Source organism: Agrobacterium sp. K11 (genome assembly GCF_059429395.1).
In genome coordinates this window covers 103,616-118,881 of the sequence record NZ_JCAHRB010000004.1, presented here as the reverse complement: position 1 = coordinate 118,881, position 15,266 = coordinate 103,616, and the positions used below count along the sequence as shown (strand labels likewise).

The window sequence follows — 15,266 nt, the reverse complement described above, 5'->3', positions numbered from 1 at the left end:
TCTCCGCCAAAGGAGGCCAAGGACATGAAATTATTAGAAAACAAGGTTGCGATCATCACTGGCGCGTCATCCGGCATCGGCCGGGCGACGGCAAGGCTGTTTGCCGAACAGGGCGCGGCCGTCATTATCAACGCGCGTGGTGCCGAGTCACTCGAGGACGTGGCTTCCGCCATTCGCCAGGCCGGCGGTCGCGTTCACCCTGTCGTGGGTGACGTCACAGTTGCGGAAACCCATGCCCGTCTGACGGATGCGGCCATGACCGTCTTTGGCGGTCTCGATATCGCCGTCAACAATGCCGGTGCCGTTGGGGCAACAAAACCGCTTGCGGAGATTTCGGTAGAGGAATGGGATCACGTGATCACCGCCAACCTCACTTCCGCATTTCTCGGCGTGCGCAGCCAGATCCCTGCGATGTTGAAGCGGGGAGGAGGTTCGGTCGTCTTCATCTCCAGCTTCGTCGGCACCAGCGCCGGCATACCCGGCATGGCAGCCTATGGCACCGCCAAGGCGGCGCTGATGGGGCTGGTGAAGGGCATTACTGCCGACTACGCCTTCAAGGGAATTCGCGCCAATGCGCTGCTTCCCGGCGGAGTCGATACGCCGATGGCGGGAGATGCGGCCCAGAAGGAGTGGGCTGCAGGGCTGCATGCGATGAAGCGCATTGCGGAACCGGAGGAACTGGCGCAGGCCGCCCTTTTCCTCTCCAGCCCGATGTCGAGCTTCGTTGCCGGATCGGCCCTGTTTGCCGACGGCGGAAATGCGGCGGTGAAGTAATTGCCGAACTGGCGGGCGAGGGCGCTACTGTGCCCGTCGTTCCCGCCACTCCGCGAGCGTCAGCGCATAGGTCACATGCGGGCGCAGATGCGGATGGGTGTCTTCCGGGACGCGCGGGTGGTCGAAGTCTCGTGACGGGTCACGCTTGAGGCCGATACGTTCCATCACCCGCGTCGAACGCTGGTTGTCATGGACGGCAAAGGAGACGATTTCCGGCGTTTCCTTTTCGTCAAAAGCCATGACGAGCAGCGATTGCGCGGCCTCGGTGACATATCCGTGACCCCAGAAGCGGGTGGCGAGCCGCCAGCCGATTTCCATGGTTCCGAGCGGGAAGGGCGGATCGAGGTTCATGACCGGCGATATGCCGCAAAATCCCATAACCTCACCGGTTTCGCGCAGTTCCATGGCGTAGAAGCCGTAACCGCTGCCGCGGATCATGCCATTGATGGTTTCGAGAACCGCATCCGCTTCCGCATGGCTGCGGCGGAAGGGAAAAAATTCCATGACCTTTTCGTCGGCGTTGATTTCGCGGAACAGATTGCGGTCGCTCTCCTTCCACTCGCGCAGAATGAGCCTTGATGTTTCGCGGATGATCATGGAACGACAAAATCCGTCTTGCGGTAACCCTGAATGTAAAGGAGTGCGGTCAGGTCGCCATGGTCGATGCGCATCTGCGCCTCGGCGGCGACGGCGGGCTTGGCGTGCAGGGCAACGCCCGCGCCGGCCAGATGCAGCATGCCGAGATCGTTGGCGCCATCGCCGACCGCCATTGCCTCGTCCGGCGAGATGCCGAGCTTTGCGGCGATATCGTTCAGCGCATCCACCTTGGCCTGTTTGCCGAGGATCGGTTCGGCAACGGTGCCATCCAACTGGCCATCGGCCTCGCCGAGAAGATTCGCGCGGTTCTCATCAAACCCCAGCATCGCAGCCACCCGGCCGGTGAAGACCGTGAAACCGCCGGAAACGAGGGCGGTATAGTAGCGTTTAGCCTTCATGGTGGCGATCAGCTCCTTGCCGCCTGATGTCAGCGTGATGCGCTTTTCAATGACGTCATCGATGACGGAGACCGGCAGGCCCTTCAGCAGCGCCACGCGCTCGCGGAGCGCCGGCTCAAAAGCGATTTCGCCATTCATGGCGCGAGCGGTAATCGTGGAAACCTTGTCCTTCAATCCCACTTCGGCGGCTAACTCGTCGATGCATTCCTGACCGATCATGGTCGAATCCATATCGGCGATCAGAAGCTTCTTGCGGCGCTTGTCCTGTTCCTGAACGACGATATCGATCGGCTGGCCCGAAAGCACGTCGGCAATCGCGTCACGTGCCTGTTCGGCATCGGTGCCAGAGGGCAGGGCAATATCGCAGGCGATGCCATCGGCCAGCCAGTAGAGACCGGATGCGTTTACGGCATTGGCGGCCGCTTCGCCGAGGGCCGGTGTCAGAACAGGATTTGACGGATTGGCGATAAGCGTGGCAACGAAAGCCATGATGAAAAACCTTGATGAGAATTTTGATGCGATCCTGATAACCGGCCCGACGGCAAGCGGCAAGTCCGCGCTTGCGCTTCGTATGGCGCGGGAGCGGAACGGTGTCGTGATCAATGCCGACAGCATGCAGGTTTATGACACGCTGCGGGTGCTGACCGCCCGGCCATCCGAGGAAGAAATGGCAGGCGTGCCACATCTGCTATACGGCCATGTGCCGGCAAGCAGTTCCTATTCAACGGGTGAATGGCTGCGAGACATTTCCGCCCTGCTTGTGGAATTGCGCAGGCAGCAGCGTTTTCCGGTCATCGTTGGCGGTACGGGGCTTTATTTCAAGGCACTGACGGGCGGCTTGTCCGATATGCCCGCCATTCCTGACGACATACGCGAGAGGCTGCGCGCCCGGCTGATCGAAGAGGGGTCAACGGTCCTGCACGCGGAACTGTCGCGGTGCGATCCCTTGATGGCGCAGGGGCTTCAGCCGGGGGACGGCCAGCGGATCGTTCGGGCGCTGGAGGTCATGGAGGCGACCGGAAAGTCGATCATGGAGTTCCAAAAAGCCAGTGGTCCAATGATAGTTGATCCGGACCGAGCGGAGAAATTCGTGGTCCTGCCGGAACGGCCCGTGCTGCACGACCGCATCAATCGGCGGTTCGAAACCATGATGGAGAGTGGTGCTGTGGAAGAGGTGAAAGCTCTTCTCGCCCTGAACCTTGCGCCTGATGCCACAGCGATGAAGGCGATCGGCGTTTCCCAGATCGCCGATATGCTGGCTGGCGGTATGAGTGAGGCAGAGGTCATCGAAAAATCGGCGGCCGCGACCCGCCAATATGCTAAGCGGCAAATGACCTGGTTCCGCAACCAGATGGGGCCGGACTGGGCACGTATCCAGCCGTAGGGGCCGCGCTCAGTCCTTGCGGTAAAGGCTGCCTAGCGGCTTTTTCATCAGGCTCTCCCGCAGCGAAGGACGTGTCTCTGATGGAGGCGGGCCACTCTGTGCCTGCATCTGGAAGCCGACTTTGCGCAATTCGTTGACAGCGCTGGTATCCGTTGCCGTTGCGGGCGACTGTGGCGCGAGGGTTGTGCGTCCGGGCAGCATGTCGGGGCGGTAAGGTTCGTATCCCTCTGTCGCCGCCGTCCCCAGTTCGCGTTTCCAGCGATCGACGTCGTCCGCTTCTCTAGGGGCTGACATCGGTTCCTGCATATCGGAGAAGGCCGCTTCGACGCTTTGCTGGAAGCCTGTGATGACCGGTTTGGCTACCGCGCGCATGCGGCTGACGATGGTGTTCAGATCGACTGTATCGGGCGTTTCGTGGGGCGTATGGCTGACTGCGCCGTTCGCCTTCGGCAATTTTGCCGTGGAGACGCGGTCGAAGCGCATGCGCATCGGTACGCCCACCGCCTCGCCAAAGGCGATTGCCTCGCCATTGCCGATGGACGAGAGGAAACTGGTGGTCGAGGTTGAGGCGTTCGGTACGGCGGACAGAATGATCTTCTGGTCGATCTCGTTCGTCAGCCGCATGGCAAAAACGGTCGAGCATTGTGACAGGATGGTCTGGTCCAGCTCACTCGGACGCTGGCTGATGACGCCAAGCGAAATACCGTATTTGCGGCCTTCCTTGGCGATCTGCGCGATCGCCTGCCGGGTCGGGAAAAATCCGCGCTCAGGGTCGGCGGGAACGTAACGGTGCGCTTCTTCGCAGACGACAAGCATATGCAGCGAGCCGCGCGCCAGCACCGCGAGTTCGAAGGACATGCGGCAGAGGACGGAGACGACCGAGTTCACCACTTCCGAGGGGATACCGGACAGCTGGAAAACCGAAATCGGCTTGCCTTCTCCTGGAATACGGAAGATATGCGCCACCGTTTCCAGAATGGTGTCGCTGATCGTATTGCTGGAGAACATGAAGTTATAGCGCGTATCGTTGATGGCCGAGAGGATGCGGCCCTTGAGGGATCGCAGGGTCGGCTTTTCGCCGCGCCCTTCCAGCCGCCCGATGCGCTCGTCGATGAGGGCGAGAATATCGGCCATGCGGTAAGGCACCGGCGTGTCGGGCGTGATCGCGCTCTTGTCGGACGTGCGGCGAACGGCGGAGCCATCTGTGCCGCGAAATGCCTTTTTCGCTTCCGGAATGATGTCGCGAAGGACATCCATCTCTTCCGGTACGGGCTTGCGTCCGCGGAAAATCACTTCCGCGAATTCTTCAAGGCGCATCAGCCAGAAGGGAAGGTCGAGCGTGTCGGTGTCGATGACGACAGAATGATCGGGAAAGGCGGCCGCAAATTCATTGTGCGGATCGAGAATGAGGACACGCAGCTTCGGGTCCGTCTCGATCGCTTTGTTCAGAAGAAGGGAGACGGCGGTGGTTTTGCCCACGCCCGTCGAGCCGACGACGGCGAAATGTTTCGCCAGCATCTGCTGGATGTTGATGGCCGCGCCAATCGTGTCGTCCTGCGTCAGCTTACCAATGACGCATGTGTCTCGCTTGCCGCTGTCATAGATCTTGGAAAGGTCTCCCGTGCGGATGCGATGCGCGACCGCGCCCAGGTAGGGGTAACGGGAAATGCCGGTGGAAAAACGTTCGCTGCCATCTTCGGTGCGGAAGACTTCGCCAACGAGTTCCACGTCGATCAGCAGCCTGTTCGGCTTGTCCGACGACCAGTGTTCTTCGCCCGTGCGCATGGCATATACCAGTGCGGCGACACGGCTCGTTCCCATTTCGATCGAGATCAGGCGTCCGACGGACCAGAGCTGCGCGACATCGGTTGAGCCGATTTCCGTTTCTGCGGCGATTGTCGCATGTGCGCCATCACAGGCGATGACGCGGCCGAGCATGCGGTTAGCCGGCTGCTGGCCGGATCGCCGTTCGTTTTCGTCCATGCGGGACGCTCTATGAAACTCGTCACTATTCACGTCTTATCCCGGTACATGCGGATGATCGCGGTGGTTCGGGCATTATCTGCATTCTTGATTGTAAAAGATTATATTTAACAACCTGTGTATCTGTTGCGTTCGAAAATTTCGTCCATGGCGCCTTACGGGTAATAAAAGAAGCCGACGCCGATTTTTTCCGCAATATGCGTTGACGACTGGCGCTTTTCTGGCTAACACTCCGGCCCATGAAAAATCTTAACGTACTTATCGTGGTGGGACGGCGCATGGGCAGGATGGTGTAACCATCCGGCGAAAGCACCCATGCGCAGAACGAGGCTCCTCTAGGGGCCTTTTTTTATGTCTTCAAACAGGCCCTCGGGCTCCTCGATATCCAAAGCCAAAGCGGGATGGAAACAGGCAATGACGGATAAGGATAATACGGAAAACAGCAATAGCATGACAGGTGCGGAGATTGTTCTGAAGGCGCTGAAGGACAACGGCGTCGAGCACATCTTCGGTTATCCTGGTGGTGCCGTGCTTCCGATCTACGACGAGATTTTCCAGCAGGAAGACATTCAGCATATTCTCGTACGTCACGAGCAGGGTGCCGGTCATGCTGCCGAAGGTTATGCCCGCTCCACCGGCAAGGTCGGTGTCATGCTCGTTACCTCCGGCCCCGGCGCCACCAATGCGGTCACCCCGCTGCAGGATGCGCTGATGGATTCCATTCCGCTCGTCTGCCTCTCCGGCCAGGTTCCGACATCGCTGATCGGCTCCGACGCATTTCAGGAATGCGATACCGTCGGCATTACGCGCCCCTGCACCAAGCACAACTGGCTGGTAAAGGACGTCAACGAACTGGCGGGCATTATCCATGAGGCCTTCCGCATCGCACAGACTGGTCGTCCCGGCCCCGTCGTCGTAGATATTCCGAAGGACATCCAGTTCGCCACCGGCACCTATACGCCGCCTTCCGCTGCCATTCAGCAGAAGAGCTACAAGCCGAAGGTTCAGGGCGATCTCAACGCCATTCACGCGGCCATCGAATTGATGTCTAAGGCAAAGAAGCCGGTTTTCTACACCGGTGGTGGCGTCATCAACTCCGGCCCGGAAGCGACACGGCTGCTGCGCGAACTGGTAGAGCTGACCGGTTTCCCGATCACCTCGACGCTGATGGGTCTCGGCGCCTATCCGGCTTCCGGCAAGAACTGGCTCGGCATGTTGGGCATGCACGGTTCATACGAAGCCAATATGACAATGCATGATTGCGACGTGCTGGTCTGCATCGGCGCACGTTTCGACGACCGTATTACCGGGCGCCTGAATGCGTTTTCGCCGAACTCCAAGAAGATTCACGTCGATATCGATCCGTCCTCGATCAACAAGACCGTGCGCGTCGACGTTCCGATCATTGGCGACGTCAGCCATGTTCTGGAAGATATGGTTCGCCTGTGGCGCGCTTTGCCGAAGAAGCCGGAAAAAGCGCAGACCGCGGACTGGTGGCTGCAGATCGAGCGCTGGCGCGCCCGCAACTCCTTTGCCTACAAGAATTCCAATGATGTCATCATGCCGCAATATGCATTGCAGCGTCTTTACGAGGCATCGAAGGGGCGGGAGACTTTCATCACCACCGAAGTTGGTCAGCACCAGATGTGGGCGGCGCAGTTCTTCGGCTTCGAGGAGCCGAACCACTGGATGACTTCGGGCGGTCTCGGTACCATGGGATACGGCCTGCCGGCAGCTATCGGCGTTCAGGTCGCGCATCCGGAAGCGCTGGTTATCGACATTGCCGGTGATGCCTCGATCCAGATGTGCATTCAGGAAATGTCCTGCGCCATCCAGTACGGTCTGCCCGTGAAGATTTTCATCCTCAACAACCAGTATATGGGCATGGTGCGGCAGTGGCAGCAGTTGCTGCACGGCAACCGCCTGTCCAACTCCTATACCGAAGCCATGCCTGACTTCGTCAAACTGGCGGAAGCCTATGGCGCGGTTGGCATGTATTGCGACGATCCGAAGGAGCTGGACGACAAGATCGCCGAGATGATTGCGGTCAACAGGCCGGTCATCTTCGATTGCCGCGTTGCCAATCTCGCCAATTGCTTCCCGATGATCCCATCTGGTAAAGCCCATAACGAGATGCTGTTGCCGGACGAGGCGACGGATGAAGCTGTTGCCAACGCCATCGATGCCAAGGGCCGTCAGCTAGTCTGAGCCGGGAGAGGAAAAGGACATGAACGCACACCTACAACCCACCGGCTCCGCCTATTTCATCCAGAAGGAAACGGCTGCCGTCGAAAATCACACGCTGTCGGTTCTCGTCAGCAACGAGCCGGGCGTTCTCGCCCGGGTCATCGGCCTGTTTTCCGGCCGGGGTTACAACATCGAAAGCCTGACGGTTTCGGAAACCGAGCATGAGGCGCATCTGTCGCGCATCACGATCGTGACGCGCGGCACGCCGATCGTGCTGGAGCAGATCAAGGCGCAGCTGGAACGCATCGTTCCTGTGCACCGGGTGCTCGATCTTACCGTTCGCGCCCGCGAACTCGGTCAGGAACGGCCGATCGAGCGTGAAGTAGCGCTGATCAAGGTCGCCGGTTCGGGTGAAGCCCGCGCCGAGACGCTTCGTCTTGCGGATGCGTTTCAGGCCAAGGTGGTGGACGCGACAGTCGAGCATTTCATCTTCGAAATCACCGGCAAGTCGTCCAAGATCGACCAGTTCGTGGCCATCATCAAACCGCTCGGCCTGATCGAGATCTGCCGCACGGGTATCGCAGCCATGAACCGCGGTTCGCAGGGGATGTGATCCTCCGACTTTCGAATATCCTTGTAATACCAAGCCCGCGGTTCGCCGCGGGTTTTTTTATGGGCTTTGCTCCGGTGAATTGATATTCAACCATATGGTTGACTTTCTAGTCTGGCGGCCTATATTCAACAACATGGTTGAATTATCTGTTCCACATCTCGACACTGTCTTTCATGCCCTTGGCGATGCGACGCGGCGCACGATGCTGCGCGATCTATCCCGTGGCGAGCGAACGGTGAGCCAGTTGGCCGAGCCGTTCGACATATCGCTGGCTGCGGCATCCAAGCACATCAAGGCGCTGGAAAACGCCGGGCTTATCCGCCGTGAGGTAAGGGGGCGCACCCATGTCTGCCGCCTTGCGCCGGAACGGTTGGCAGAGGCGCATGAATGGCTGGATTTCTACCGGCAGTTCTGGAACAGCCGCCTCGATATTCTTGAGCAGATGCTCAGGGAGGATGATCAGGGAAAATCCCCTGCAGATGGAGGAAATGACAATGGCTGATATTGCAATGCCTGACGCCTATGGCCGGCTCGTCGAGCCGACAACCCTGAAGATAGAACGGCTCCTGCCGGGACCAATCGAGCGGGTCTGGGCCTATCTGACACAGAGCGAACTTCGCCGCCGGTGGCTGGCGTCCGGCGAGATGCGGCTCGCGCCCGACGCACCATTTGAACTCGTCTGGCGCAACGACGAGCTTTCCGACCCGCCGGGCAGCCGCCCGGAAGGTTTTTCCGAAGAGAACAGGATGACCTCACGCATCATCACTGTCGTTGCGCCGCACCGCCTCGTCTTCACCTGGGGTGAGAGCGCAGAGGTGTCTATCGAGCTTCAGGCTCTGGGTAAGGAAGTGCTTCTGACACTGGTTCACCGCCGGCTTGCGGATCGCACGACCAAGCTCAATGTCAGCGCTGGCTGGCATGCGCATCTCGACATTCTCGCCGCCCGTCTTCAGGAAAAGGAACCGGGGCCTTTCTGGGATAGCTGGCTGGGGCTGAAAGAGGAATATGAGCGCCGCATACCATAACTCGGTGTAGCTTGTCTGGTAGACTGACGGCGCGGTTCGCTGCGCCGTTATTGAATTGAAATGTTGCAGCCCAAAGCATCAGTTCGCGGGGCTCACACTTCGATTCAATTGCTTGAGTGCCTGATTCCGAAAAACATCTTAATGCTTTGTTAAATCACAGCATTTCCAACGCCGTCTTGCGTGTCGGTGGAGGGAAGGCGGCATCCAGTGCGGCCCAGTCCTCATCGGTGATTTCGAGATCGGTGGCACCTCGGTTCTCCTCCACGCGTGCGGCGCTGGCGGATTTTGGAATGGCGATGACGCCTTCTCTTTCCAGAAGAAAGGCCAGTGCCAGTTGCGCAGGCGTAGCCTGATAGGCCTTGGCGATGCGGATGAGTTCGTGGTTGTTGAGGATGCGCCCCTGTTCGATTGGTGAATAGGCCATCAGCGGCACGCTGTGCCACTGACACCAGGGCAGAAGCGAAAATTCCGGTCCACGCCGGGAGAGATTGTAGAGCACCTGATTGGCGGCGCAATTCTTACCGTCGGGAACAGCGAAAAGCTCCTCCATGTCGTCGGTGTCGAAATTCGAGACGCCCCAGTCGCCGATCTTGCCGGCTTTTTTCAGCTTTTCGAAAGCGGCCACCGTTTCTTCCAGCGGGTGATCACCACGCCAATGCAGCAGATAGAGATCGAGCCGGTCGGTGCCGAGCCTTGCGAGGCTGCGCTCGCAGGCCTCAATCGTGCCTCGGGCGCTGGCGTTCCAGGGATAGACCTTGCTGACCAGAAACACCTCGTCGCGCCGGCCGGCAATCGCCGTGCCCACCACCTCTTCGGATCGGCCGTCTGCATACATTTCGGCCGTGTCGATCAGCGTCATGCCGAGATCGATCGCCTTGCGAATGCTCTCGACTTCCTGCGGAGCCGATGATCTCATCTCGCCCATGTTCCAGGTGCCGAGGCCAAGGGCTGGTATCTCTTTTCCGGATGGCAGGGTGACGGAAGGAATGTCGTCATACATCGGTTCGCTCCAGCGGTTGTTGACGGAGAATAGCCCTTTGTTCCGACTTCTCAAACCCGGCATGGAAAGGATCGATCCATCAAAAAATTTGACTACGCCTATCGGTTGATCGGACTGGTTTGATGGTGGTTCGGCGGATAGGGTCTTTTCACAGGAGAGATCATGACTGTCGAAACCCTCGTTGCGCTGGTGCTGTTTGCCTTCACAACCTCCATCACGCCCGGCCCGAACAATATGATGCTTTTTGCCTCCGGCGTGAATTTCGGTTTCCGCCGCACGATCCCGCATATGCTGGGCATCGGGGCGGGGTTCCTGTCATTGCTGATCGGCGTCGGATTTGGGCTTGGCGCGCTGCTGCACTCCGTGCCCTTGCTCTATACCGTGCTGAAATTCGCGGGCGGACTTTATCTCGTCTGGATCGCGTGGAAGATCGGCACGTCCCGCAGCCTGAACGAGGGTGCTGCCGCATCGGTGCCGATGAGCTTTCTTGCCGCCGCAGCCTTTCAGTGGGTCAATCCCAAGGCTTGGGTAATGGCCGTGACCGCGATGGCGACCTATACGGATGAGGGGCAATATCTCGTCACCGTTTTGATCGTCGGCGTGGTTTTCGCCGCAGTCAATCTTCCCAGCGTTTCGACCTGGGCGGGCTTCGGCTCGGCCCTGCGCGACTGGCTTTCCGTTCCCGTGCGGCTCAAATGGTTCAACATCACCATGGCCGTCCTTCTCGTCGTCAGCCTCTGGCCGATGTTGAAATAGGGGGTCTCCCTTCATCCCTGTGCCTGGCGCATGGATGTGGGGTGGGGGTATAGGTTATTCTACGCAGGGAACTGGCGGTAACATTCCTCGGCGATCTTCTGCACCTCGGCGCGCGTCAGTTCGGCAGAAACCGCATAGCCGAGTTCGTTGTCGATCCAGTAAAAGGTCTCGACGCCATCGGCGCTCGCCATGCGGAAGCTGGTGGTGCGGTTTTCCTCGTTGTGGCCGACCAGCACCGTTACCCGACGGCCGGTCTTGTCCTGATACATCAGCATCGCCCCTGGCTTGCCGCTGACGGGGATCAGGCGCCCGCCGACGAGATCATATCCGATCTTGGAAAGATCGGGGATGGCGAAGGGATAACCGAGCCTTTTGCCGAGCCATGTTGCAAGGTGCTGCTGCTGTTCGGCTCCAACTTCAACGGGGTGGCGCACCTCGCTTGCATAGATGAGATAGGCCGATTTCGCCTGCGCGGGAATGTCAGTTGTCACCGATGCCAGAACCACGTCCTGCGGCGTGGCGAGCGGCGGCGGCACAAGCCTTCCGGCTGCGGCACCTGCCGCGAAGATCAGCAACACAGCTGCCGTTCGCAGAAGAACCGGTTTCAGCCGCCACGCGGGTGCCTGTTTTCTTTCGGCAAGCATCGCGGTGTCGTGCGGATGTTCGGCGGCATAGGCGGCGAATGCGGCTCGCAGGGTTTCAGCCTGTTTTTTCCAGTCTTCCACACGCTCCCGCTCCTGCGGCCTTTCGGTCAGCCAGGCCTCGACAGCCGCGCGGTCGTCGTCGGACAAAAGCCCATCGACATAAGCGTGCAGATCGTCTTCGGTAATGGCATCGGGCCTTTTCATCGTGGTCTCCGCAGGGGAATGATATTGTCCGCCGCCAGGTGCTGGCGCAGGGTTTCGCGGGCGCGGGAAAGTCTGGACATGACGGTACCCACCGGGATCGACAATGTCTCGGCTGCCTCCTGATAGCTGTAGCCTTCTACAGTCACCAGCATCAGCACCGCCCGCATCTCTGGCGAAAGCAGCCCGAGCGCGACGTGCAGCCTATCGTTTTCCAGCGTGTCGCCGAGTGTGTCGGCAACGGCCAAGCTTTCATGGCCGTCGAGACTTTCGGACGGGTGACGTTTCGCGGCGCGGTGGCGGTTGCGATAAAGATTCGTCATTATCGCATAAGCCCATGATTTCAAAGCCGTTCCGTGCCATTGCCTCTTGTTGGTCAGCGCCTTTTCCACGCAGTCCTGCAAAAGGTCCTCGCCATCGGCGTCGGAGCGGGAAAGGCTGCGGGAATAACGCCGCAGCATGGGTATCAGCGCCAGCATCTCCGCCTCGAAGGAGCCGGCTGCGGGGGAGAGGCTCCCCCGCGTCTTGCCATTCATGCCATCATGGTTTTGCGGCATCCCATACACCGTTCATACCGTCGCCGGTTGCATCGCCTTTTTTCATGTCCTTGGCCCAGTAGTAGAGCGGCATGCCGTCCTTTGCCCACTGCATCTTGCCGTCCTTGCGCGTCACGACGGAATAGGCGCCTTCGGCCTTGTCGCCAGTGGCCGCGAAGAACGGCGGCCAGTTGGTGGCGCACTTGTCATAACAATTGGATACGCCCTTCTTGTCGTTCTTGAAAGTGTAGAGCGTCATGCCTTTTTCGCCTGCGAGCACATTGCCTTTGGCGGTCTTGACCGTTTCGACCGCGGGTGCCGCATAGGCCGTTCCGGCAAATGCCAGAACGAGGGCGGGAACGATAAAGCGGATTTTCATGGACATATCCTCCTTGGTTCGGGCGGCTTCTGCCGCCAGCACATCAAAAGACACCGCAGGTCACTGCTTTATTCCCTCCGCCGGTGCGATTTTTTAAACTTATCCGTTGAGCTAAGTTTTTCGCTGTGATAGTTAGTCTTATGGATAACTATTCAGTGCCACTTGACGATATCTTCCAGTCCCTTGCCGATCCGACACGACGGGCCGTGCTTTTGCGGTTGGGCAGCGGGGATGCGAGCGTCGGCACGCTTGCCGAACCTTTCGCCATGGCCCTGCCGTCGTTCATGAAACATATCCGCCAGCTGGAAGGAGCGGGGTTGATCGTGACGCGCAAGCAGGGCCGGGTGCGGTTCTGCTCGCTGGAGAAACAACGGTTTTCGATGATCGAGGGCTGGCTTTCGCAACAGCATGCCATCTGGGAAGGCCGGACGGACCGGCTTGAACAGTTCGTCATGGCGCAACAGGACAGAACCTCCGATAAAGGGGAGAATAACAAATGACCGACACTTTCAATCCCGATCTCGACCTGAAGATTTCAAGGATCATCAGGGCGCCGCGCCGGCTCGTCTGGAACGCCTGGGTCGACAAAAACAGCCTCGAACAGTGGTGGGTGCCGCATCCCGGCCAATGCCGTGTCGAGAAAATGGAGCTTTTCCCCGGCGGCGCTTTCGAGACCCGCTACAGCGAAGACGGGAAGGCATTTGGCGATCACATAAGTGGATGTTTCCTGGCGGTGGATGATGAGGAGCGGCTGATCTTCACCGACGCGTTGACGGCAGGCTTTCGGCCGTCCGCCCGCCCATTCCTCACCGCCGTCATGACGTTTCGCGACCATCCCGAAGGCATGGAATATGTGGCCTATGCCATGCACAGAAACCCTGAAGATCGCGACAGGCATGCGGAGATGGGCTTTTTCGACGGCTGGAACACGGTTGCCGAGCAACTGGCGCAGCTTGTCGAAAGACAGGCGGTCAATTGAGGCGCATCAACCGAACAGGGCAATATCCGGCTTGGTCAGCATCAGCCAGATGATGCCGAGAACCGCGAAGAAAGCCGGAAAACCGCAGGCAAACCAGATGCGGTAGAGACGGAACCATTGCGGCGGCAGGGCCTCGTCCGCAGCGACACAATCGCGGGCGATGTCGCGCAGTTTGATCTGGATCCACACCACCGGCAGCCAGAAAATGCCGGTGAAGACATAGAGGCAGAGCGAAAGGGCGATCCAGCCTTCGCTCAGCGGCCAGCCGATGATGCGCGCCAGAAAATAACCGGTGACCGGCTGGATGATCGCCGCCGTGGCGGTGAAGATGGTGTCGGCGATGACGACCGTGCCCGAAACATGGGCGATCAGGGCCGGGTTTGCCGTCCGCCGCGCCATCACCATGAAAAACGCTATGCCAGCCCCGGTGCCGAACAGCACGGTTGCGCCGATGACATGGGCGAGCCGCAGAAGGTCTTCAGGTGTCATCAGCGTTCATCCAATGTGGCAAGGGCGACAAGTGTAAGCGCGATGGAGGGCAGGACCTTGACGAGGGGGCCGAGCGGATCGAGCCACAGACCCGGCTCCAGCAGACTGCCACCAGTCAGATAGGCGGCGGTGACCAGGAGCATGGCGATGAGCGCTTTTCTGGCAAGTGGTCTTATCAGGACGGTGACGCCCAGGGCGATATCGATGAGGCAGGTGGTGAGTGTGAGGGTGACGGCCGGCACTTGCGGCATGAAGGGCAGGAAATGCGCCGCCGAGCTGTCGATATCAAGCAGCGGTACGAGGCCAGACAATAGCCAGAACAGCGACAGGCAGAGAATGAGGACGGGTTTGAGCAGATATGATCTGGCAAACCACAGGTCCTGCACGCCGGAAGGGTGAGCTGCCAGCGTGTCCCTCAAGCTCTTGAGCGACGTCGTCGCTTTTGGCGCGCTGTTCTCCGTCACGATACCTTCCGACATCACCCTCATGGCGGTTGAGCGCAACGGCGACCGCCAGCCGAGCTTTCCCGCAATATCCGCCGTGAGGGCGACGGGGCGCATGAAGGCAGCCGGAAGATTTAGCGCGGGAGCAGGGGCGAGGCCGAGCCATTGCCGGTGCGCAGCGACCACGCCTTGCAATGTCAGCGTTTCGTTTGCTGCCCACTCGATATCGCTACCTGACGGGATTTCGCCATCTATTGCCGCGCTGACTGCCAACGCGACATCTTCGACTGCGACGGCCTGTACAGGCATCTTGCCGTTTACGAGCGGCACAGCGAAAGGGAAGCTTGCAAGCGCGCGCACGAGTGCTGTGCCGCCATGGGCGTTGCGGCCGACAACCAGTGCGGGGCGGAGAATGACAAAGCGCAGACCGCTTGCGGCAAGTGCCACATCGGCGCGGCGTTTGGTGGCGAGGAAGGGCAGTTGGGAAGCGGCTCCGGAAGTGCGAGCCGATATCTGGATCACCAGTTTGCCGCCCGCATTTACCGCTGCCCGGTAGAGCGCCAGCATCGCCTTTTCCTGCGTCGCGGCAAGATCATCCGACAGGCCGTCCTGAAGCGCACCTGCGCAATTGACGATGGCGTCATGGTCGCTAACCAGTGCCGCCCAGTCGGCAGCGCTGGTCATACGCGAGAGATCGGCCGGAACCCAGCTGGCGAAAGGCCATTTATCTTTGGCGCGCGCAATGGTGCGAGCCAGCCCAGTAACGGTGTGACCTTTGCCGTGAAGGCTGCGGATCACTTCGGAACCGATGAAACCCGTTGCGCCCAGAATCAATATCTTCATGGGCGGCATGATACCCGCCATGGTTTAAAAACCAG

Annotated in this window: 18 protein-coding genes; 9 read left to right on the top strand and 9 right to left on the bottom strand. The window is 59.6% G+C overall.

Translation table 11 applies throughout. From position 1 onward, the window contains the following. The first annotated feature begins 24 nt into the window (after window positions 1–24). Window positions 25–774, top strand: a complete 750-nt coding sequence (locus AC5SEO_RS10300) for an SDR family oxidoreductase (protein WP_174068510.1) — start codon at window positions 25–27, stop codon at window positions 772–774. A gap of 24 nt (window positions 775–798) precedes the next feature. Here the strand turns inward: AC5SEO_RS10300 and AC5SEO_RS10295 are convergent, their stop codons facing one another. Beyond that, the gene (locus tag AC5SEO_RS10295) at window positions 799–1,371 is read right to left on the bottom strand and encodes a GNAT family N-acetyltransferase (protein WP_003513109.1); all 573 of its coding nucleotides are present in this window, start codon (window positions 1,369–1,371) and stop codon (window positions 799–801) included. After that, window positions 1,368–2,258: a phosphoserine phosphatase SerB gene (gene serB / locus AC5SEO_RS10290; RefSeq protein WP_495363839.1), complete on the bottom strand. Its 891-nt coding sequence runs from the start codon at window positions 2,256–2,258 to the stop codon at window positions 1,368–1,370. Before serB ends, AC5SEO_RS10295 begins: the two co-directional genes overlap by 4 nt. On the opposite strand from serB, the gene miaA reads away from it, so the two are divergent. Beyond that, window positions 2,257–3,153, top strand: coding sequence for a tRNA (adenosine(37)-N6)-dimethylallyltransferase MiaA (miaA, locus tag AC5SEO_RS10285; protein ID WP_174068630.1), 897 nt, complete (start codon window positions 2,257–2,259; stop codon window positions 3,151–3,153). The two genes, serB and miaA, sit on opposite strands and share 2 nt — an antisense overlap. Before the next feature lie 9 nt (window positions 3,154–3,162). Here the strand turns inward: miaA and AC5SEO_RS10280 are convergent, their stop codons facing one another. Next, the gene (locus AC5SEO_RS10280; RefSeq protein ID WP_174068509.1) at window positions 3,163–5,169 is read right to left on the bottom strand and encodes an ATP-binding protein; all 2,007 of its coding nucleotides are present in this window, start codon (window positions 5,167–5,169) and stop codon (window positions 3,163–3,165) included. A 381-nt stretch (window positions 5,170–5,550) separates the two neighbouring features. Here AC5SEO_RS10280 and AC5SEO_RS10275 point away from each other — a divergent pair, with 381 nt between their 5' ends. The 4 genes from AC5SEO_RS10275 (at window position 5,551) to AC5SEO_RS10260 (ending at window position 8,961) form a co-directional block, all read left to right on the top strand. Next, on the top strand, window positions 5,551–7,344 hold the full coding sequence (locus AC5SEO_RS10275) for an acetolactate synthase 3 large subunit (RefSeq protein WP_013636474.1): 1,794 nt from the start codon (window positions 5,551–5,553) through the stop codon (window positions 7,342–7,344). Window positions 7,345–7,363: 19 nt separating this feature from the next. After that, a complete protein-coding gene (gene ilvN, locus AC5SEO_RS10270) occupies window positions 7,364–7,936 on the top strand; it encodes an acetolactate synthase small subunit (protein WP_003513099.1) in 573 nt (190 codons plus the stop codon). Between the two features lie 133 nt (window positions 7,937–8,069). Then, window positions 8,070–8,438 (top strand): ArsR/SmtB family transcription factor, encoded by a 369-nt coding sequence (locus tag AC5SEO_RS10265; RefSeq protein WP_003513097.1) that lies wholly within the window; start codon window positions 8,070–8,072, stop codon window positions 8,436–8,438. After that, window positions 8,431–8,961 carry an SRPBCC family protein gene (locus tag AC5SEO_RS10260; RefSeq protein ID WP_065659217.1) on the top strand — a complete coding sequence of 177 codons (531 nt, stop codon included), beginning with the start codon at window positions 8,431–8,433 and terminating at the stop codon, window positions 8,959–8,961. Before AC5SEO_RS10265 ends, AC5SEO_RS10260 begins: the two co-directional genes overlap by 8 nt. 154 nt (window positions 8,962–9,115) lie before the next feature. On the opposite strand, the gene AC5SEO_RS10255 is transcribed toward AC5SEO_RS10260, so the two are convergent. Further along, on the bottom strand, window positions 9,116–9,961 hold the full coding sequence (locus tag AC5SEO_RS10255) for an aldo/keto reductase (protein ID WP_013636471.1): 846 nt from the start codon (window positions 9,959–9,961) through the stop codon (window positions 9,116–9,118). A gap of 162 nt (window positions 9,962–10,123) precedes the next feature. On the opposite strand from AC5SEO_RS10255, the gene AC5SEO_RS10250 reads away from it, so the two are divergent. Continuing rightward, the gene (locus AC5SEO_RS10250; RefSeq protein ID WP_065659219.1) at window positions 10,124–10,717 is read left to right on the top strand and encodes a LysE family translocator; all 594 of its coding nucleotides are present in this window, start codon (window positions 10,124–10,126) and stop codon (window positions 10,715–10,717) included. 59 nt (window positions 10,718–10,776) lie between these two features. On the opposite strand, the gene AC5SEO_RS10245 is transcribed toward AC5SEO_RS10250, so the two are convergent. The 3 genes from AC5SEO_RS10245 to AC5SEO_RS10235 are packed head-to-tail and all read right to left on the bottom strand — an operon-like array spanning window position 10,777 to window position 12,483. After that, window positions 10,777–11,565, bottom strand: a complete 789-nt coding sequence (locus AC5SEO_RS10245; protein WP_174068508.1) for an anti-sigma factor family protein — start codon at window positions 11,563–11,565, stop codon at window positions 10,777–10,779. Continuing rightward, complete coding sequence (locus AC5SEO_RS10240) at window positions 11,562–12,119, bottom strand: RNA polymerase sigma factor (protein ID WP_003513086.1); 558 nt, start codon at window positions 12,117–12,119, stop codon at window positions 11,562–11,564. Before AC5SEO_RS10240 ends, AC5SEO_RS10245 begins: the two co-directional genes overlap by 4 nt. Next, a complete protein-coding gene (locus AC5SEO_RS10235) occupies window positions 12,103–12,483 on the bottom strand; it encodes a COG4315 family predicted lipoprotein (RefSeq protein ID WP_080580913.1) in 381 nt (126 codons plus the stop codon). The genes AC5SEO_RS10240 and AC5SEO_RS10235 overlap by 17 nt, the downstream gene beginning before the upstream one ends. Before the next feature lie 134 nt (window positions 12,484–12,617). Here AC5SEO_RS10235 and AC5SEO_RS10230 point away from each other — a divergent pair, with 134 nt between their 5' ends. Together AC5SEO_RS10230 and AC5SEO_RS10225 are read left to right on the top strand one after the other, a co-directional pair. Continuing rightward, on the top strand, window positions 12,618–12,977 hold the full coding sequence (locus tag AC5SEO_RS10230; protein WP_174068507.1) for an ArsR/SmtB family transcription factor: 360 nt from the start codon (window positions 12,618–12,620) through the stop codon (window positions 12,975–12,977). Beyond that, the gene (locus AC5SEO_RS10225) at window positions 12,974–13,456 is read left to right on the top strand and encodes an SRPBCC family protein (RefSeq protein ID WP_149909971.1); all 483 of its coding nucleotides are present in this window, start codon (window positions 12,974–12,976) and stop codon (window positions 13,454–13,456) included. The genes AC5SEO_RS10230 and AC5SEO_RS10225 overlap by 4 nt, the downstream gene beginning before the upstream one ends. A gap of 6 nt (window positions 13,457–13,462) precedes the next feature. Here AC5SEO_RS10225 and AC5SEO_RS10220 read toward each other — a convergent pair whose 3' ends face one another. After that, window positions 13,463–13,945, bottom strand: coding sequence for a DUF2269 family protein (locus tag AC5SEO_RS10220; RefSeq protein ID WP_003513079.1), 483 nt, complete (start codon window positions 13,943–13,945; stop codon window positions 13,463–13,465). Beyond that, window positions 13,945–15,231: an SDR family oxidoreductase gene (locus AC5SEO_RS10215; RefSeq protein ID WP_174068506.1), complete on the bottom strand. Its 1,287-nt coding sequence runs from the start codon at window positions 15,229–15,231 to the stop codon at window positions 13,945–13,947. The genes AC5SEO_RS10220 and AC5SEO_RS10215 overlap by 1 nt, the downstream gene beginning before the upstream one ends. Window positions 15,232–15,266: the final 35 nt, after the last annotated feature.